This is a genomic window from Arthrobacter sp. ov118 (assembly GCF_900116495.1).
GTDB lineage: Bacteria > Actinomycetota > Actinomycetes > Actinomycetales > Micrococcaceae > Arthrobacter.
Genome location: NZ_FPAY01000001.1, coordinates 756,771 through 774,708, shown reverse-complemented (window position 1 = coordinate 774,708; position 17,938 = coordinate 756,771). Strand labels below are relative to the sequence as shown.

At 66.8% G+C, this 17,938-nt stretch carries 23 protein-coding genes; 19 read left to right on the top strand and 4 right to left on the bottom strand.

Annotation, left to right across the window (positions count from 1 at the left end):
- Positions 1–165 precede the first annotated feature (165 nt).
- The 12 genes from BM372_RS03585 (at position 166) to BM372_RS03530 (ending at position 9,714) form a co-directional block, all read left to right on the top strand.
- A complete protein-coding gene (locus tag BM372_RS03585) occupies positions 166–1,041 on the top strand; it encodes an ABC transporter substrate-binding protein (RefSeq protein WP_090951894.1) in 876 nt (291 codons plus the stop codon).
- Positions 1,042–1,163: 122 nt separating this feature from the next.
- Positions 1,164–1,952: an amino acid ABC transporter permease gene (locus BM372_RS03580; protein ID WP_090951892.1), complete on the top strand. Its 789-nt coding sequence runs from the start codon at positions 1,164–1,166 to the stop codon at positions 1,950–1,952.
- Positions 1,949–2,731 carry an amino acid ABC transporter ATP-binding protein gene (locus BM372_RS03575; RefSeq protein WP_090951889.1) on the top strand — a complete coding sequence of 261 codons (783 nt, stop codon included), beginning with the start codon at positions 1,949–1,951 and terminating at the stop codon, positions 2,729–2,731. Before BM372_RS03580 ends, BM372_RS03575 begins: the two co-directional genes overlap by 4 nt.
- Entirely contained in the window at positions 2,731–3,774 is a 1,044-nt protein-coding gene (locus BM372_RS03570) for a Gfo/Idh/MocA family protein (protein WP_090951886.1), read from the top strand. The genes BM372_RS03575 and BM372_RS03570 overlap by 1 nt, the downstream gene beginning before the upstream one ends.
- A 62-nt stretch (positions 3,775–3,836) precedes the next feature.
- Positions 3,837–4,958 carry an NAD(P)/FAD-dependent oxidoreductase gene (locus tag BM372_RS03565; protein ID WP_090951883.1) on the top strand — a complete coding sequence of 374 codons (1,122 nt, stop codon included), beginning with the start codon at positions 3,837–3,839 and terminating at the stop codon, positions 4,956–4,958.
- A gap of 160 nt (positions 4,959–5,118) precedes the next feature.
- The gene (locus BM372_RS03560; RefSeq protein ID WP_090951880.1) at positions 5,119–5,490 is read left to right on the top strand and encodes an ArsR/SmtB family transcription factor; all 372 of its coding nucleotides are present in this window, start codon (positions 5,119–5,121) and stop codon (positions 5,488–5,490) included.
- Positions 5,465–5,932, top strand: coding sequence for an SRPBCC family protein (locus tag BM372_RS03555; RefSeq protein WP_090951877.1), 468 nt, complete (start codon positions 5,465–5,467; stop codon positions 5,930–5,932). Before BM372_RS03560 ends, BM372_RS03555 begins: the two co-directional genes overlap by 26 nt.
- Positions 5,933–6,033: 101 nt before the next feature.
- Positions 6,034–6,444, top strand: a complete 411-nt coding sequence (locus tag BM372_RS03550) for a TOBE domain-containing protein (protein WP_090951873.1) — start codon at positions 6,034–6,036, stop codon at positions 6,442–6,444.
- Positions 6,441–7,265 (top strand): molybdate ABC transporter substrate-binding protein, encoded by an 825-nt coding sequence (modA, locus tag BM372_RS03545; RefSeq protein WP_090951871.1) that lies wholly within the window; start codon positions 6,441–6,443, stop codon positions 7,263–7,265. Before BM372_RS03550 ends, modA begins: the two co-directional genes overlap by 4 nt.
- A 7-nt stretch (positions 7,266–7,272) precedes the next feature.
- The gene (locus BM372_RS03540; protein ID WP_090951868.1) at positions 7,273–8,091 is read left to right on the top strand and encodes an ABC transporter permease; all 819 of its coding nucleotides are present in this window, start codon (positions 7,273–7,275) and stop codon (positions 8,089–8,091) included.
- On the top strand, positions 8,088–9,137 hold the full coding sequence (locus tag BM372_RS03535) for a sulfate/molybdate ABC transporter ATP-binding protein (RefSeq protein WP_090951864.1): 1,050 nt from the start codon (positions 8,088–8,090) through the stop codon (positions 9,135–9,137). The genes BM372_RS03540 and BM372_RS03535 overlap by 4 nt, the downstream gene beginning before the upstream one ends.
- Positions 9,138–9,282: 145 nt before the next feature.
- Positions 9,283–9,714: an SRPBCC domain-containing protein gene (locus tag BM372_RS03530; protein WP_090951861.1), complete on the top strand. Its 432-nt coding sequence runs from the start codon at positions 9,283–9,285 to the stop codon at positions 9,712–9,714.
- A gap of 17 nt (positions 9,715–9,731) precedes the next feature.
- On the opposite strand, the gene BM372_RS03525 is transcribed toward BM372_RS03530, so the two are convergent.
- Positions 9,732–10,304 (bottom strand): MOSC domain-containing protein, encoded by a 573-nt coding sequence (locus BM372_RS03525; RefSeq protein ID WP_090951858.1) that lies wholly within the window; start codon positions 10,302–10,304, stop codon positions 9,732–9,734.
- A gap of 155 nt (positions 10,305–10,459) precedes the next feature.
- Here BM372_RS03525 and BM372_RS03520 point away from each other — a divergent pair, with 155 nt between their 5' ends.
- The 3 genes from BM372_RS03520 to BM372_RS03510 all read left to right on the top strand — a co-directional run bounded on the left by BM372_RS03520 (position 10,460) and on the right by BM372_RS03510 (position 12,305).
- The gene (locus BM372_RS03520; protein ID WP_090951855.1) at positions 10,460–10,867 is read left to right on the top strand and encodes an ArsR/SmtB family transcription factor; all 408 of its coding nucleotides are present in this window, start codon (positions 10,460–10,462) and stop codon (positions 10,865–10,867) included.
- Positions 10,868–10,879: 12 nt separating this feature from the next.
- Positions 10,880–11,377, top strand: a complete 498-nt coding sequence (locus tag BM372_RS03515; protein WP_090951852.1) for an SRPBCC family protein — start codon at positions 10,880–10,882, stop codon at positions 11,375–11,377.
- 139 nt (positions 11,378–11,516) lie between these two features.
- Positions 11,517–12,305 (top strand): alpha/beta fold hydrolase, encoded by a 789-nt coding sequence (locus BM372_RS03510; protein ID WP_256214014.1) that lies wholly within the window; start codon positions 11,517–11,519, stop codon positions 12,303–12,305.
- An 8-nt stretch (positions 12,306–12,313) separates the two neighbouring features.
- Here the strand turns inward: BM372_RS03510 and BM372_RS03505 are convergent, their stop codons facing one another.
- Entirely contained in the window at positions 12,314–13,048 is a 735-nt protein-coding gene (locus BM372_RS03505; protein WP_090951850.1) for a TetR/AcrR family transcriptional regulator, read from the bottom strand.
- Positions 13,049–13,173: 125 nt separating this feature from the next.
- Between BM372_RS03505 and BM372_RS03500 the strand changes: the two genes are divergently transcribed.
- From BM372_RS03500 to BM372_RS03490, 3 genes are all read left to right on the top strand, one after another.
- The gene (locus tag BM372_RS03500; protein WP_256214013.1) at positions 13,174–13,887 is read left to right on the top strand and encodes a DUF2306 domain-containing protein; all 714 of its coding nucleotides are present in this window, start codon (positions 13,174–13,176) and stop codon (positions 13,885–13,887) included.
- A 151-nt stretch (positions 13,888–14,038) separates the two neighbouring features.
- The gene (locus tag BM372_RS03495) at positions 14,039–14,578 is read left to right on the top strand and encodes a DinB family protein (RefSeq protein ID WP_090951846.1); all 540 of its coding nucleotides are present in this window, start codon (positions 14,039–14,041) and stop codon (positions 14,576–14,578) included.
- Between the two features lie 170 nt (positions 14,579–14,748).
- On the top strand, positions 14,749–16,023 hold the full coding sequence (locus BM372_RS03490) for an MFS transporter (protein WP_177235898.1): 1,275 nt from the start codon (positions 14,749–14,751) through the stop codon (positions 16,021–16,023).
- 166 nt (positions 16,024–16,189) lie between these two features.
- Here the strand turns inward: BM372_RS03490 and BM372_RS03485 are convergent, their stop codons facing one another.
- Positions 16,190–17,053, bottom strand: coding sequence for an SRPBCC family protein (locus BM372_RS03485; protein WP_090951839.1), 864 nt, complete (start codon positions 17,051–17,053; stop codon positions 16,190–16,192).
- Between the two features lie 130 nt (positions 17,054–17,183).
- Positions 17,184–17,459, bottom strand: a complete 276-nt coding sequence (locus BM372_RS03480) for a hypothetical protein (protein WP_090951836.1) — start codon at positions 17,457–17,459, stop codon at positions 17,184–17,186.
- A 200-nt stretch (positions 17,460–17,659) separates the two neighbouring features.
- Here BM372_RS03480 and BM372_RS03475 point away from each other — a divergent pair, with 200 nt between their 5' ends.
- Positions 17,660–17,851: a hypothetical protein gene (locus BM372_RS03475; RefSeq protein ID WP_090951832.1), complete on the top strand. Its 192-nt coding sequence runs from the start codon at positions 17,660–17,662 to the stop codon at positions 17,849–17,851.
- The last annotated feature ends 87 nt before the right edge of the window (positions 17,852–17,938 follow it).

Sequence of the window (17,938 nt, the reverse complement as noted above, 5' to 3'; positions counted from 1 at the left end):
GTGCGGCCTTTCGAAAGGGCCTTGACGGCCGTTGTGGTGTGGGTTACATTTTTTAGCAACCCCGATGTGAGTCCGGTCTCAATCGTAAGCGTTGAGACCGGACTCAGCAAGGGATTCAGAACACAGGGCCGAAGGCCGCCTAACTTCCACGATTGGAACAATGAAGTGACTAAACGATCGATTTTTCGCCCCGGGGCGATCGTTGCGGCCGCTGTCGCAACACTCCTGGCACTGTCGGGCTGTGGCGGTTCGTCTCCTGCGGCGACATCGACCGCAGAGAACCCGTATGGCCTGATCCAGCCGGGCACCATCCGGGTGGCGAGCCTGGGCGACTCGAAGCCCTATACATTCACCGACGCGCAGGGTAACTTCACCGGTTTTGACGTCGAACTGTTCAAGGACGTGGCCCACCGCGCCGGGGTGGACAATGTGGTCTTCACCGGCCAGGACTTCTCCGGACTGCTCGCCGCCGTCTCCAACGGCCAGTTCGACGTCGGCGTGGCCGCCATCGGCATCACGGACAAGCGCAAGGAAACGGTTGACTTCTCCGACGGTTACCTGGCCGGCTACCTGACGGTCATCACCACCAAGGACTCGGGCATCAAGGATACAAACGGCTTGTCCGGCAAGCGGCTAGGCGTGGTCCAGGGGACCCTGCAGGAAGCCTACGCGGTCAAGAACTTCACCTCGGCGAACCTGGTCCGCTTCCCGGACAACAACACCGCGATCTCGGCGGTCAACAGCGGTGCCGTGGACGCCCACTTCCTGGACTACGAGGCCGCCAAGTCCTACGAGACGCAGTACGGGCTGGTCAGCGCCGCCGACATCCCATCCTTTGACGCTCCTGCCGGCTTCGCCGTCGCGAAGGGCAAGACCGCCTTCAAGGATGCCCTGAACAAGGGCCTGGCCGCCGCAATGGAGGACGGCACCTGGAAGAAGCTGTACCAGAAGTGGTTCCCGGGTTCCCCGATGCCGGAACAGTACCTGCCCAAGGCGGAGCAGACGGCAAGCCCGGCCCCCAGCCCGTCTGCCAGCAAGTAAACGTCCCGCTACGCACCGCAAAGCACGCACGTCCGGCATCTAGCCCGGCTGCCACCTGACCGGGCGGACCACCATCGGCGGTCCGCCCGGGATCCACAAGCTACCTACGTCTGAGAGCAACCATGGACTGGTTCAGCACCATCATCCGTACATTTTTCGATTTCAAAGCTATGGCCGAAGTTCTGCCCCAACTCCTTGGCGTCGGGCTCCTGAACACCCTCATCATCTCCATCGCCGCCACCATCATCGGCGTCGCCCTGGGCATGATCATCGCAGTCATGGGCATCTCGCCCTCCAAATGGCTGCGGGTTCCGGCCCGGATCTACACCGACCTCTTCCGCGGCCTTCCGGCCATCCTGACCATCCTGCTGATCGGCCAGGGCTTCGCCCGCTTTAGCCAGTCGATCTTCGGCCCCTCCCCGTACCCGCTCGGAATCATCGCGCTGAGCTTGATCGCCAGCGCCTACATCGGCGAAATCTTCCGCGCCGGCATCCAGAGCGTCGACAAGGGCCAAGGCGAGGCATGCCGTGCCCTGGGCATGAGCTACGCCAAATCCATGGCCCTCGTGGTGGTCCCGCAGGGCATCCGCCGGGTTCTGCCGGCCCTGGTGAACCAGTTCATCGCCATCGTCAAGGACTCCTCGCTGGTCTACTTCCTGGGCCTGCTGGTCACCGAACGGGAACTGTTCCGCGTCGGCCAGGACGCCGCCGTCCTGTCAGGCAACCTCTCACCGCTGGTCATGGCCGGCATCTTCTACCTGGTCATCACGGTGCCCCTGACCCACCTGGTCAACTACTTCGACAACCGCTTCCGCACGGGCCGCCGTCGGCCCAGCGCGCCGACCAGCGGGCTGAAGGAAGTCACAGAACTCGACGCGGCATCGCCGCTGATCACCGGGAGCAACACATGAGCCTCGCAAGCAACAGCGCCAGCACCAGCACCGCCCCGGACATCGAGACGTTCCACGGCTCGAGCCTGGAGCTGCAGAACCTCACCATGGCCTACGGGGACATCGAGGTGCTCCGCAACGTCAGCCTGACCGTCGCCCCTGGCACCACCACCTGCATCATCGGGCCCTCCGGTTCGGGCAAGTCCACGCTACTGCGCGGCGTCAACCGTCTGCACGAACCAAAGAGCGGTGACGTGCTCCTGGCCGGTGAGAGCGCCCTGGCGGTCAAGCCGGACATCCTGCGGGCCCGCATCGGCATGGTCTTCCAGCACTTCAACCTCTTCCCGGACCATACCGCCCTCGAGAACGTCGCCCTGGCCCTGTGGAGCGTCAAGGGGATGCCCAAGGCCGAAGCCAGGGAACGCGCCCGTCGCCGCCTCGCCGAGGTGGGCCTCGCCGAACGCGCGGACCACCGCCCCCGCGACCTCTCCGGCGGACAGCAGCAGCGCGTCGCCATCGCCCGCGCCCTGGCCATGGAACCGGAGGTCATGCTCTTTGACGAGGCCACCAGCGCCCTGGACCCGGAGCTGGTCAAGGGCGTGCTGAACCTCATGGCGGGCCTTGCCAAGCGCGGCATGACCATGGTGGTGGTCACCCACGAGATGGGCTTTGCCCGCAAGGTCGCCGACCAGGTTGTCTTTATGGATGAAGGCGAGGTGGTCGAGGCCGGCACGCCCGCTGACCTCTTCGACAACCCCCAAAGCAAACGCCTCCAGCGTTTCCTCTCGGAAGTGCTCTGATGGGCCAGGACGCAGCGGCACCCATCCGCACCGCCATCGTCGGCTTCGGGATCTCGGGCAAGGTCTTCCACGCACCACTGATCGCGGCCGATCCCGCATATTCCCTCGACGTTATTGTCACGGCCGACCCGGAGCGCGCCGCGGAGGCGGCAAGGCTCTACCCGCACGCCCGGATCGTTCCGACGCCGGAGGCCTTGTTCGCCCTCGCCGGGGACCTGGACCTCGTCATCCTCGGCACCCCGCCGCTGACCCACTTCGACCTCGCCGCAACGGCCGTAGCGCACGGCCTTCATGTGGTGGTCGACAAGCCGTTCGTCACCACGGCGGCGCACGGTGAAGAACTCATCACCAGGGCTTCCGACGCCGGCGTGCAGCTCACGGTCTTTCAGAACCGCCGGTGGGACGCTGACTTCCTGACGCTCAAGGAACTCCTGGCGGAAGGGGCGCTCGGGGAGGTCCGGACCTTCGAATCCCGCTTTGAATGGTGGCGGCCTGAAGGCTTCGGGAACTGGCGGGACTCAGCCACCCTGGCCGAAGGCGGCGGCATCCTCCACGACCTCGGCGCCCACCTGATCGACCAGGCCATCCAGCTCTTTGGCCCGGCAGCGGAAAGTTACGGGGAGACCGCCAACCACGGCCCCGACCCGGACGGCGCCGACACCGAGGCCTTCGTGTCCCTGCTCCATGACTCCGGGGTCCGCTCCAGGCTGTGGATGAACGGGATGGCCGCCCAGGCAGGCCCACGCTTCCACGTCCTGGGCTCCCGGGCCGGCTACACCAAGTGGGGTCTGGACAGCCAGGAACCCGCGCTCGCCGCCGGCATGACGCCGACGGATCCGGCCTACGGTATCGACGCCCAGGACTCTTGGGGGGTCCTGGGGGTCGGCGAATCCGCCACCCCCGTTCCTGCCGCCCGGGGAGCCTATCCACGGTTCTACACCGAACTGGCCGCCGCCCTCCATGGCCACGGGCCCTTGCCCGTCAACCCCGCCGAGCCTCTCGAAGTCCTGAAAATCATCGAAAGAATCCACGCCCTCGCCTAACCGGCCGGCTGCCAGACGAGCCAGCACCAAACACAGCCGCGAACACTTAGAAAGGGAGAACCATGTCCTCCACTGCTCCAGCCAAACGCGTCGCCATCATCGGCGGCGGCATCATCGGCGTCTCCACCGCCGTCCACCTGCTCCGCGAAGGCGCCTCCGTGATCCTTCTGACCGAACGTGGCCTCGCCAGCGAAGCCAGCGGCCGTTCGCTGTCGTGGCTGAACTCCGCCGGCGAACGCTCCACCCCGTACCACCAGCTGCGCGTCGCCGGCGTGGACCGCTACCGCACCCTCTTCGCCGCCGACCCGGGCCGGGACTGGCTGCAGTTCGGCGGCGGCCTCATGTGGAACGCCGCCGGGCAGCGGGCCGTCACAGAAGCTCGCCACGCCTACGAGAAATCCATTGGCTATGACTCCAAACTCCTGGCACCCGAACAGATTTCGTCCGCCACCCCGGGCATCGATGCAAGCGCCGTTCCGGACAACGCCATCTTCAACCCCGGCGAGGGCTGGGTCAGCCTGCCCGACCTCGTGGACTTCCTGATGGAGGAATTCCACGCCCGGGGCGGCGAACTGGTCCTCAACGCCGGCAAAGTATCCGTCACGGTCGACGCCGGCCGGACCACCGGCGTCGAGACCACCGCGGGCGGGACCTATGAGGCGGACGCCGTGCTCGTGGCGTGCGGTGCCGCAACGCCGGCCGTCGTCGCGCCCCTCGGCGTCGAAATCCCCAACGGCTCCCCGGTCTCCATGCTCGTGCTGACCAAGCCTGTGGACCACAAGGTGAAGGCCGTCATGAACACGCCCCGCGCCGCCGTCCGGCCCAACCCCGGGAGCACCTTTGCCCTGGACCACGACTGGTACGAAGAAGACATCACGGAACACGCCGACGGCTCCTTCAGCATCCCCGATGAGGTGGTCCAGGAACTCGCCGATGAGGCTTCCAAGCTCCTCGCCGGCAACCCCGAACTCAAGCCCGCCTCCTGGAAAATCGGCTACAAGCCCATCCCGGGCGACGGCGAGCCCGTCCTCGGTGAACTCGACCAGGTGCCTGGCTGCTTCGTCGCGTTCACCCACTCGGGGGCCACCCTCGGCCTCATCGCCGGCGAACTTCTCGCGGGCGAGATCATGACTGGCCAGAAGCACCCGATGCTGGCCACCTTCCGGCCGGGACGTTTCGCTTAGGGTCAGATCCAGCGCAGCTGGGGGAGCAGGCAGGACCGGTCCTCACCGGCTCCTGCCTGCTCCCGGCTTTGTCTGGATACCTCTTGACGCAAAACCTTCGCAGGTCCATATTTAACGTATTAGTTAATTAGCAAGTGCGTTAAATGGAGTGAACATCCCGATGGCCACCGACCGGCTCAGCCTGATCTTCTCGGCGCTTGCCGACCCCACCCGCAGGGCTATCCTGACCCGGCTGGCGGAGGGCGAAGCCACCGTGAACCAGCTGGCCGAGCCGTTCGACATCAGCCTCCCGGCGGTTTCGCGCCACCTCAAGGTCCTGGAAGCCGCAGGGCTGATCACCCGGAGCCGGAATGCGCAGTGGCGCTCCTCGAAGCTCGAAGCCGCGCCGCTGCGCGAGGTTGCCGAATACATGGAAGAGTACCGGCGCTTCTGGGACGCCAGCTTCAGCCGTCTCGATGCGCATCTGCGAAAGATCCAGCAATTTCCCAAGAATCAGGAGCCAGGCAATGAACGCAGAGCAGAACACCCGTAAGTCCCACACCCTCACCATGACCAGGGACTTCGATGCTCCCCGCGAACTGGTCTTCAAGGCCTTCACCGATCCTGACCAGCTCGCCGCCTGGTTTGGCCCGGTGGGAGTGGACTCGCCGCGGGACCGGATCGTCGTCGAGCCCCGCGTCGGCGGCGCTTGGCAGCTGGTCATGGTTTACGAGGAGGACGGCGTGGCCAAGGAGTCGCCGGTCGATGCGGTGATTTCCGTTTACGACCCGCCGTCGCTGCTGGTGGCCGCCCAGAGGGCGGAGCCCGACGCCGGTGTCACCCTCCAGCTCGAAATGCGGCTTGAGTTTGAGGACCTGGGCGGCCGGACCCGGCTGCACCTGACTCAAGGCCCGTTCGACAGCACCGAATGGGTGGAGATGACCCGCGAGGGCTGGGGCACCTCGTTCACGAAACTCGACAAGGTGCTCGCGTAAACCGCGGCTCGGCGAAAGTCCGGGCGGTGCGGCGGAGGGCTTAGTTCCGGATTTGCGGATTCAACTCCTCATATTTTCCGCAAATAGTGGATCATGGGCTTATGCCGAAAATTCGCGTATCAGAAGCAGCGCGCTTCCTCGGGGTCAGCGATGACACCGTCCGGCGCTGGACCGAGAACGGGATGCTGACCCCGGTCAAGGATGACTCCGGGCGGCTTGCCGTGGACGGGCTGGAGCTCGCCCGCCTCGCCCGGGACCAAGCCCAGCTGCCCGAGGACCCCACCCGGGTAGGCCGTTCGGCCCGCAACCGGTTCGTCGGTCTTGTCACGGACATCACCGCGGACAAAGTCATGGCGCAGGTGGAGCTGCAGTGCGGGCCCTTCCGGGTGGTGTCCCTCATGAGCAGCGAGGCGGTCCGCGAGCTGGGCTTGGAGCTCGGATCCGTCGCCACCGCAGTGGTCAAAGCCACCACGGTCATCATCGAAACACCGCAGGGAAAGGCCGTCATATGACCGTCGGCCGCAGGCACGTCGCCGCTCTGCTGGCTGCCGGCGCACTGATTGTCGGCGTGGCCGCTTGCGCCGCCGGCTCATCCGGCGCCTCGGCTAGCTCCACCGCAGAAAGCTCCGCTGCCGGTGCCGACGGGACCGCCAAACCGACCGGCAACATCACAGTTTTCGCCGCGGCATCGCTGAAGGCAACCTTCACCGAGCTCGCCGGCGACTTCGAGGCCAATAACCCCGGAACCAAGATCACGCTGAACTTCGCCGGGTCCTCGGACCTGGTCACCCAGATCACCCAGGGCGCCCCGGCCGACGTCTTCGCCTCCGCCGACACCAAGAACATGGCCAAGCTCGCCGATGCGAAACTGGTTGACGGGACCCCCCGCAACTTCGCCACGAACGTCCTGGAGATCGCTGTCCTGCCGACCAACCCGGCGTCGATCCACTCCTTTGCCGACCTCGCCAAGCCGGGCGTGAAGGTGGTGGTCTGCGCACCGCAGGTTCCCTGCGGCGCCGCGACCGACACCGTCGAAAAAGCCACAGGCACCACCTTGGCGCCGGTCAGCGAGGAGTCCTCCGTCACCGATGTCTTGGGCAAGGTCACCTCGGGCGAAGCCGACGCCGGGCTCGTCTACGTCACCGACGTCAAGACCGCCGGCGACAGGGTAAAAGGCATCCCCTTCGCCGAGTCGGACAAAGCCGTGAACACCTACCCGATCGCCACCGTGGGCACGAGCAAGAACAAGGATCTGGCCCAAGCCTTCATCGCCGCCGTCACCGACAGCGAGGGCAAGAAAGTCCTGAACGACGCCGGCTTCGGCACCCCGTAAGGACGGCATGAACCGACGCAGCGGCACCGGCTACACCGGCATCCCGGCCTGGATTTACGCCATCGCGGCGGCAGGAGCGCTCTTCGTCCTGCTGCCGCTGGTGGCCATGGTGGCCAAGGTCAACTGGCCGGAGTTCATTCCGCTGATCACCTCCGACCCCTCACTCACGGCCCTCGGACTGAGCCTGCGCACCTCGGCAGCCAGCACCGCACTCTGCATCCTCCTCGGCGTGCCGCTGGCCCTGGTTCTTGCCCGGAGCCCGTTCCCCGGCCAGCGGCTGCTGCGGGCCTTTGTCCTGCTGCCCCTGGTCCTGCCTCCCGTGGTGGGCGGCATCGCCCTGCTCTACACCTTCGGACGGCAGGGCCTGCTGGGCCGGAGCCTCGAACTGGCCGGAATCCAGATCGCTTTCTCCACCGCCGCCGTCGTCCTCGCCCAGACCTTCGTCGCCCTGCCGTTCCTGGTCGTCAGCCTTGAGGGCGCCCTGCGCACTGCCGGCAATAAATACGAGGCGGTGGCCGCCACGCTCGGGGCACGGCCGGGCACCGTGCTGCGCCGCGTGACCATCCCGCTGGTCCTGCCCGGCCTGGCTTCCGGCGCCGTCCTGTCCTTCGCACGCAGCCTGGGCGAATTCGGCGCCACCCTGACCTTCGCCGGCAGCCTGCAAGGCGTGACCCGCACCCTCCCGCTCGAGATTTACCTGCAACGCGAAACCGACGCCGACGCCGCCGTCGCGCTCTCCCTTCTGCTGGTCGCCGTGGCGGTGGCCGTCGTCGGGCTCTCTTACCGGCGCCCCGGCAGCGCCGCGCCGGAAAGGGCAGCGCAGTGACCTTTCACCTGGACGCGACCCTTGCAGCCCGCGGATTCGACGTCTCCCTCAGCCTCGGGCCGGTCGAGACAGTCGCCATTCTCGGCCCCAACGGCGCCGGCAAATCGACGCTTTTCGCCATCATCGCCGGGCTGCTGCGCCCCGACACGGGCACGGCACAACTCGGAGACAAGGTCCTGTTCGATCTGGCCGCCGACAAGAGCCTCTGGAGTGCCCCGCACACCAGGGGCACGGCACTCCTGGCCCAGGAGGCGCTCCTCTTTCCGCACCTCAGTGCCGTGGACAACGTCGCGTTCGGACCCCGCAGTGCGGGCGCGTCCAGCACCGCCGCCCGGGAAACGGCAATGCACTGGCTGACCGAGGTCGACGCCGGTGACCTTGCCTCGCGCCGTCCGGGACAGCTCTCCGGCGGCCAGGCGCAGCGCGTGGCCGTCGCCCGGGCCCTCGCCGCCGACCCCGACCTGCTGCTGCTCGACGAACCGATGGCCGCCCTCGACATCCACGCGGCCCCGTTGCTTCGCCGGCTCCTCAAACGCGTCCTCGCTGGCCGCAGGGCCATCATCATCACGCACGACATTCTGGACGCCCTCATGCTCGCGGACCGGGTGATCGTCCTCGAGGACGGCCGGATCAGCGAAGCAGGACCCACCCGCGACGTCCTCGAAAGGCCGCGCAGCCGGTTCGCGGCGGGCCTGGCGGGCCTGAACCTTGTCGCCGGCACCGTCGCTGACGCCGGCATCACCACCGCCGATGGGATGGTCGTCGCCGGCCATCATGAGGACACCCTCGGCCCCGGGCAGGACGGCGTCGCGGTCTTTCCGCCGTCGGCAGTGTCTGTGTTCCTCACCGAAGAGCACGGCAGTCCGCGCAATTCCTTCCAGGTGACCATCACGGATCTCGAACCGCACGGGGACCAGATCCGTGTCCACGCCGGGGGCCTCTCCGCGGACATCACCCCGGCGGCATCAGCCGATCTCGGCCTCGCCCCGGGGATGACCGTGTACTTCGTTATCAAGGCGACCGCCATCAACATCTACCCGGCCTAGGCAGTGCTTCCCCACACGGATGGGGCTGCCGGGCGTCGGGGCTTACGGGCGTCCGGTCGGCGGAGTAGTGTCGGTGCCGGATGCAGCCTGAGCTGAGTGAGTCGAAGAGCACCCGCACAGAGACCGCGGAGGGCAGGGGAGAGCTATGGCCGGAAAATACGTGGCGACGTCCACCATCACCATCGAGGCGCCGCCAAGCCGCGTATGGTCCGTGCTGACCGACCCCGGTGCCATCAAGGAGTTCATGTTCGGGACAGATGTCGCGACGGACTGGACGGTCGGCAGCCCGATCTTGTGGCGGGGTGTTTGGGACGGCAAGCAGTACGAGGACAGGGGCAGCGTCCTTGAGTTTGAACCCGGACGGCGGCTCGTTGTCACGCACTTCAGCCCGCTCAGCGGCCAGGAGGATGCGCCCGAGAACTACCACACGCTCACCTGGACGCTCGAGGACCAGTCCGGGGCCACGCAACTGATGCTCTCGCAGGACAACAACGCAAGCGCTGACGAAGCCGAACACTCGAAGGGCATGTGGGACAGTCTCGTGAAGAGCGTGAAGGCGATCGCCGAGCGGGCATAGCGCGCTTCCGGCGCCTCCTAGGGCAATCGCGACGGCCGCAGGTGGCTAGGGTTGCCGGCCTGGCCGGGATCCAGCGGGACCGGGCTGACCAGCACTGCCGGCCCACGGCTCAAAATGCCGTCCGAAAGCGGCTGGCAGCGCACGCCTCCCCGCCCGCGCATGGCGGTATGCGCTCCAGGGGCGAGCATCCGGTCCATCCAGGCGCAGGGGTGGGCCGGCCGCCCGGCCCGGAGCCGCGCCCGTTCCCCTCCCGATTCCAGCCCAAATTCCTGGCCGAGGAGCGGGGCCAGGTGCGCGCCCCTGATGACAATGTTGCGCCGGGTCAGGAGCGGGTCAAAAGGCGCGACTCCCAACTCGGCGGCCATCGCTTCGAGGGCCTCGATCGATAGGAGGGTGACGGCGGCGTCCATGTGCGCGGCCTTGCCGAAGAACCGGTCGCCGACAATGCCCTTCCCGGCAACCAGCTCAACCCGGTCCGCGTCGGTGGTGGGCACGTCGGCTGCACCATCGCGGGCGCGGCCGAAGTACGCGTGCGCCGGGGAGATGAGCAGATGGAGGATCTCGACGTCGTACCTGTAGCTTGCCGTCATCCCCTAAAACTATCCTCTGCGGCGCGCGAAGTCGCCGGACACCTGCGGGCTCGCCGTAACCTTCCGGCGACCTTGCGAGATTCCGGCGACCTCGGCGGGCACGGTCCTCAAACACCCGTTGACACCATCGAATCGCCGGACTATTCTACAACCAAATGGTTGTAGATCAGCTTGGAACGCAGCTCCGTGACGAAGAGATCGACCGCCTGTTTCAGGCGTTCGCCGATACGACCCGCCGGGACATCGTGCGGCGGGTGACGGTGGGGGAGTACTCGGTCTCCGGTCTCGCCGCCCTCTACACCATGAGTTTCGCGGCCGTCCAAAAGCATGTGGCGGTCCTGGAACGCGCTTCCCTTGTGGCAAAGGAGAAGCGGGGAAGGGAGCAGATTGTGCGGGCCAACCACGACGGGCTGCAGAAAGCCCGCCGGCTGCTCGATGAGTACGAGATCATTTGGCGGCAGCGTGCCGACCGGATCGCTGACCTGCTCGCCGAAACGGCCCCCGCGGGACCGGGCCGGACACACGAAAACCAGCAAGACGGAAACCGGAAAGTCGAAGGATAGGAAGGATTTGTCATGACGGTTGTTAGTTCAGTCAAGGACCTTGAGGCGCTGAGCCTCACCGTGGTTGCCGAGTTCGATGCCGGCGTGGAGCGCGTCTGGCAGATCTGGGAAGACCCCCGCCAGCTCGAACGCTGGTGGGGCCCGCCCACCTGGCCGGCCACCTTCGAGAAGCACGAGTTTGTCCCCGGCGGCGAGGCCAGCTACTTCATGACCGGCCCGGAGGGGGAGAAGGCCCGCGGCTGGTGGCGTTTCGTCGCTATTGACGCTCCGCGCCGGTTGGAGTTCGACGACGGCTTCGCGGACGACAATGGCGAACCCGTGGCCGACATGGGCACCATTCACGGCCTGGTGACCTTGGAGCCGATCGGCGACCGCACCCGGATGACTGTCCTGTCCACCTTCGAGGCTGAAGAGCAGATGGAAAAGATCATCGCCATGGGCATGGAAGAGGGCATGAACGGGGCGCTTGGCCAGGTCGACGCGATCCTCGCCGAATCCGTCAGCGCCTGAGCTGCACGGCACCTGATTGCAAAACACCTGAATTGCAAGACACGCGGACGACGGCGGGAGGCTCCCGCCGTCGTCCGCTCGCATTCACAGTGTCCGGAAGACCCTAGCCGCCCGGCCCGTGCCGGCGTTAAGATGCCGTGTGACGTTCACCCACGGCTACGCATCGAACGGCGACCTTCGGATGTACTACGAGGTCCACGGCCACGCGCTGGCCGACCAGGCGCCGCTGCTGCTGATCCCGGGCGGTGGGTCGACCATCGAGACGAACTTCGCCGGACTCATCCCGCTCCTGTTGGCCGAAAGCCGCCAGGTGATCGCCGTCGACGAGGAGGGCCACGGGCGCACCGCAGCAACCAGCCGTCCGCTCACCGCCGAAAGCTCGGCACAGGACGTCATGGCCGTGCTGGAAGAACTGAATGTGGCGTCCGTCGATGTCCTTGGGTTTAGTGCGGGCGGCCACACCGCCCTCGCCCTGGCCATGCAGTACCCGGCCGCCGTCCGGCACCTCATCGCCGCCTCGACCTTCTTCGCCCGTGACGCCGTCACCGAGGAATTCTGGGAAGGCATGGCGAAGGCCACCCTTGAGGACATGCCAGACGCTTACAAGGCCGCCGACCGCCGGCTCAACCCGGATCCGGGGCACCTTGAGCGGCTGTTCGAGCTTGATCGCCAGCGGATTCTGGGCTTCCCCGGCTGGTCGGACGAGGACCTCGGGAGGATCGACACCCCCACGCTGGTGTTGAGCGCGGACAGCGATGTGGTGAGTCCCGAACACTCAGTACGGATGTTCCGGGCCATCCCCGGCGCGCGCCTTCTGATTGTGCCGGGCGGCCACGGCGATTACCTCGGCGAACTGGCCTCGAGCGCCGGGGATATGCGGGCGATGCGTCATGCGCTTCCCTACCTGCTGCGGTTTCTCGAGGAGTAGCGCACTCTTCACCGTTTCGCCTGGTGCCGGCCGTTCCGGGAGCTCCAGTTTCCCGTATGAAGCCCCTCGAAGCCGTCCAGCAGCAGGTCCAAGGCGAATTCGAACTCGAACTGGTCGTCGCAGCCCTGTCCGACCACCGAATCATCGTCGTGGGCCGAGGCCATGGCCACCTGCAGAATGTTCGGGTACCGCTCCGCCATCTCCTTGAACATGACCGCCTGGGCCTCCGGAGGCGGGACCGGCTGGGGCGCCGGCGACCCGCCGGCGGGGTCGTCGAAAAGTTCCTGGGTGAACCCCCACATGCGGCTGCCGAGGGCGTGCATGACATGGTGCGTCAGGTCGACGGAAAACCCTCCCGCCAGGAACATCCCGATGAAGGAATCCATGTATCCAAGGACCGCCGGCGTCTTGTTGGTTCGTGTTTCCAGTACCTGCCGGGCCCACGGGTGCCGCAGTAGGGCCCTACGTGCCGAAAGCACCCTAAGCCGTACGGCATCTTTCCAGCCGGCGCCGCTGACAGGGGGAGCGATTTCGCTGACCAGGGCGTCTACCATGCCGTCGAGGAGTTCTTCCTTGTTGGCGACGTGCTTGTAGAGCGCCATCGGCACAACACCGAGCTCATGTGCCAGCCGGCGCATGCTGAGCGCCTCGATGCCCACCTCATCGGCGAGTGCGACGGCGGCATCCAGCACGCGGTCCCGGCTCAGGGGAGTCCTGCGCGCGCGCTGCGCCTGCTGGGTCATCCGGCCGCCCTTCCCTAGCATCTACCTATTGACAAGTGTACGCCGTACACCTAGCTTAGGGACAACGGTGTACGCCGTACACCAGGCATCCCGGGCATTTCCGGAGATCAGACGAGGACCATGCCGTGACAACAGCCACCAGCACCGTTTCCGCACCGCGCCGCCGTCGCCGGGCCCAGTGGCCCGTGCCCGCAGGCTTGATCCTCCTCAGCCTCATCCCGGTGATTGCGGGCGCGGCGCGGATGACCGAACTGACCGGCGGCGCCGCCGTCACGCCGCAGAACGCACGGTTCTTCGCCTCGCCTGTCCCCGTGGTGACGCACATTGTCAGCGTCACCATCTACTGCCTGCTCGGGGCGTTCCAGTTCGTGCCCTCCCTGCGCGGCCGGCGCGGCTGGCACCGCATTGCCGGACGTGTCCTGGTGCCCGCCGGCCTGCTCGCCGCACTGTCCGGTTTGTGGATGGCGGCCTTCTACCCGCTCCCTGCCGGTGACGGGCCGGTGCTGTTCGTCCTGCGGATGGTCTTCGGTTCGGCGATGCTGGCGAGCCTGATCCTGGGCGTCGTCACGATCGTGCGGCGGGACTTCGTGCGACACAGCGCATGGATGACCCGCGGCTACGCGATCGGCGTGGCAGCGGGAACGCAGGCGCTGGTGAGCCTGCCCTGGATGCTGTTGGTGGGGCCGCCCGACGAGCTGACCCGGGCGATCCTCCTGGGCTCAGCCTGGGTGATCAACGTGGCGGTGGCCGAATTCGTCATCCACCGGCGCGCGGTGTTGACCGAACGGATCCATCCGGCCGGGCGAACCGCAGCGGCCCGCGCGGCGTCGGCGGCGTGAGCGCGGCCCGTCCCGCGCGCGGTCGTCGAAATCGCCGGAAACGTGCCCATTCGCCGGAAGTTTCCGGCGGCCTCGGCAGGTTTCCGGCGACGTCGGCGGAGGGGCAGCGGGGTCTACTCCGACCAGCAGCCGCGTGGGTAGACTCACGCGCATGACAACTGTGGACGATCAGGGACGCACGGAGCCGCCCATCGCTGCCGACGAAACCGCAACCCTCTTGGGCTTCCTGGACTACCAGCGCTCTACCCTGGCGTGGAAGTGTGCCGGACTGGATGCGGCAGCCCTCGCGGCCACTGCCGCGGCGTCAACCATGACACTGGGCGGACTGCTCAAGCATCTGGCCTATGTGGAGAGCGAATGGTTCTCCCGGGCCCTGCACGGCCTGCACCGCGAGCCGCCGTTCGACGCGGTGGACTGGAAGGCCGATCCGGAGTGGGAGTGGCATTCCGCCGCCCACGACACCCCTGAACAGCTGCGCACCCTGTGGGAAGACGCCGTCGACCGGTCCCGGGGCCGGGTCGCGGAGGCCCTGGCCAGCGGCGGCCTGGACCAGCTGGCCCGGGGTGCCTGGCCCGATGGCACTGCACCGAGCCTGCGCTGGATCCTGTGCCACATGATCGAGGAGTACGCCCGGCACAACGGTCATGCCGATCTCCTGCGCGAAGCCCTGGACGGAGAAACCGGGGAGTAGCCGCCGCAGCCAATCACCCGTTGCGCTATCACTAATGGCGGTTATCAGGGCCGGATGACGACCAGGACTGATAGGGCAACCAGGGGCAGAGGCCTGCTCTGGCACACGCGCACCGACGGGGCGAGAATGGACTCGTGCGGCCCCTTCGCTCCGGCGGGGACGGCGAACCGATGAACGCCGCCGCCCGGAAGATTCAGCGCATCTATCTGACGTTGACGCTGGGCAATACCCTTGCGGCCTCGTTCATCTGGGGCATCAACACGCTCTTCCTGTTGGATGCGGGCCTGAGCAACCTCGAGGCCTTTGCCGCGAACGCCTTCTTTACCGCCGGCATGGTGCTGTTCGAGGTGCCCACCGGAGTGGTTGCCGACGGTTGGGGGCGCCGGGTTTCGTTCCTGCTGGGCACCGTGACACTGGCCGGGGCGACCTATCTCTACTACCTGCTCTGGCAGCTTTCCGCCCCGTTCTGGTCCTGGGCTGTTGTGTCCGTGCTGCTCGGCCTCGGCTTCACCTTCTTTTCCGGTGCGGTGGAGGCCTGGCTGGTCGACGCATTGACCTTCTCGGGGTATGAGGGCGGGCTCGAGTCGGTGCTCGGGCGCGGGCAGATGGTGTCCGGCGTCGCGATGCTGGCCGGCTCGGTGGCCGGCGGCGTGATCGCCCAGGCGACCAACCTCGGCGTGCCGTTCTTGCTGCGGGTGGGTGTGTTGGTGGCCATGTTCATCGTGGCCTTTGGGCTTATGCACGACGTAGGCTTCACCCCCGAACGCTCGGCCCACCCCCTCCGGGCAACCCGCGCCGTACTATCGGCGTCGATTGAGAACGGCCTGAAGAACCCGCCGGTCCGTTACGTGATGCTGGCCGCGCCGTTCAGCGCCGGCGTCGCGATCTACGTGTTTTATGCCCTGCAGCCGTACCTGCTCGAGCTCTTCGGCGACCCCCGCGCCTATTCTGTGGCAGGCCTCGCGGCGGCGATCGTCGCCGGAGCGCAGGTGTTGGGCGGCTGGCTGGCACCGCACGTCCGCGGCCTAGTCCGCAAACGCACCACCGTGATGATCGCCTGCAGCATGCTGAGCGCATCCATCCTGGTGCTGCTCGGGATTACGCGGGGGTTCTGGGTGGCGCTGGTGCTGCTGGCGCTCTGGGCGCTGGTCTACTCGGCGGCTATGCCGGTGCGGCAGGCTTACCTGAATGACATGATCGCCTCCAAGCAGCGGGCAACCGTGCTCAGCTTCGACTCGCTCATGGGGTCCAGTGGCGGCGTGGTGGTGCAGCCCCTGCTCGGCCGGGCAGCCGACCTTTACGGCTACGCCGCCTCGCTCGCGATCAGCGGCGTGATTGAGCTGGCCGCGGTGCCGTTCCTGCTGGCCAGCCGCCGGCAGCGGGCCCGGGCTGATCTGGCCAACGCCGCGCCCGGCGCGTCGAACACGGAACCTCAGCCGACGTAAACCTCAGCCGACGTAAACCGCAGCCGACGTAAACCCCGGCCGAGGTGGCTGCGGCCGAAGTGGCACACGCGGGGCGCGCAGCAAGGAAGCCCCCGACGTAAAGTCAGGGGCTCCTTGCTGCCGGCCGGGTGCCCTCGGGCTGTCCGGCTCAGGTCGGTGCCTGGTCCTAGTGGACGCCCGGCGCCGTCGGCGGGATAGGCGGCAGTCCGCCCTCACCGCGGGCTTCGTCAGCCTCCCGCTCGGCCGCGCTCCGGGTGTCGTTGGCGGCCAGGCCGTCGGTGTCGCCCTCGGTGTCGACCAGGCCGTTGGTCTGGTCGAAGGGTTCGGAACCCCTGGGGACCATCGGCTCTGTGGTCACCGGCTGGACCGGCACCGGCGTTCCGGTGGTGGGTCCCGGCAGGTCGGTGGTTGCCGTGTCCTCGCTCTTGCCCTTGCTTGCAGCGGCTGCGGCTCCTCCGACTGCCGCGGCGGCAGCTAGGCCGACGCCGGCGGCGACTTTACCGGATACCCCGGCCTTGCCCTTGTCACCACGGGAAGCAGCGGCGTCCTCCACGCCGGGGGTTCCCGTTGGAGCGCCCTCGCTCACGGTCCCGCGCCAGGCTCCGGTCGCGTAACCCTCGTCCTCGATGAAAGCCTTGAACCGCTCGAGGTCACCCTCGGCCTGTTTCTCCACCACGTTGAGTTTGTCGCCGATGGTCTCCACGATGCCTTCAGGTTCGTACTCGAGGACCAGCAGCACGGACGTTTGGCCGCCGCCGAGATCCTCAAACTCCACCGAGCCCGCATTGGTTGCGCCCTCGGTGGCCGCCCAGGACACCTTGCGGTCCGGGACCTGCTCCAAAATCTTCGCTTCCCAGCGCCGGCGCACGCCGGCAATTTCGGCGACCCACTCCAGCCGATTATCGCTGAGCTGGGTCACGCTCTTCACGCCTCCCATGAACCGGGGAAAATCCTCAAACTGCGTCCATTGGTTGTAGGCCACGCTCACGGGAACATTAACGAGAACGCGCTTTTCCACCTTTGTACTCACAACTTCTCCTTCAAAAGTAGGACCGGTTGCGACGAAAGCTCAATTCGTCAGCATGCTTACTATATCGGCTGTGCCGGGTTTGGGCTAGGGGGGTGCCAGATCTCCGGCGAGGCTGCGGTGCCGGAGCCGGTCAGGCGTGGCCGACGGGGGTAGTCCCGAACATCAGGGTTTGCCGGCTGACGTCGTAGAAGACGGTGTCCGCGGTGGACAGGAGATCCTGCAGGTTGTCCGCGTCGTCGGCGTCGATAGTGAGGACTTCCTCCCACGCGCCTTCGTCCAGAACGAGTTGCAGCGTCCACGTTCCAGGGTTGCCTGCGTCTCCGGCAATCCAGCTGAACTGGTAGTGGCTGAGCTGGCGTACCTTGATGCTGTCATCGGTGATCGGCTGCTTTGGTGTGGGGCTCATGGTCTCATCCTTGCCGGCTGCACCCGCCGCGCAGCCTCGTCGCTGTGTGCTGAATGTGTGGGATGGTTCTCGCCGGCCGGTGACTCCATGGACCGGGACCACCAATGTAGCCCCGTCGCCGGACAGTGTAAATGACGCGCGGGCGCGATGCGGGCTGCGGGCGTACACTGACTGCCATCGGACGGAGGAAAGGTACGGCCATGGGCAAGGACCAAGCGGATCCGGCAGGGCAGGACCCCGAGCGCGGCACACCGGGAAGCGGCAGCACGATACCTAAATCGAAGGACGGCGTCTGGGCGACGTCGACTCCTGGAAAATCCAGTTTCGAGCCGGAAGAGGATGTTCAAGGCAGTGAGGCCGAGGACGCGGGCAGGCCCGAGGAAGGTTCCTGACCGCTCGCGAAGCGCCTCGAAAATTGCGTGAAGCGCCCCGCAGAAAATTGTGTCACTTTAAGCAGAACGCGACGACGACGGCGGGAG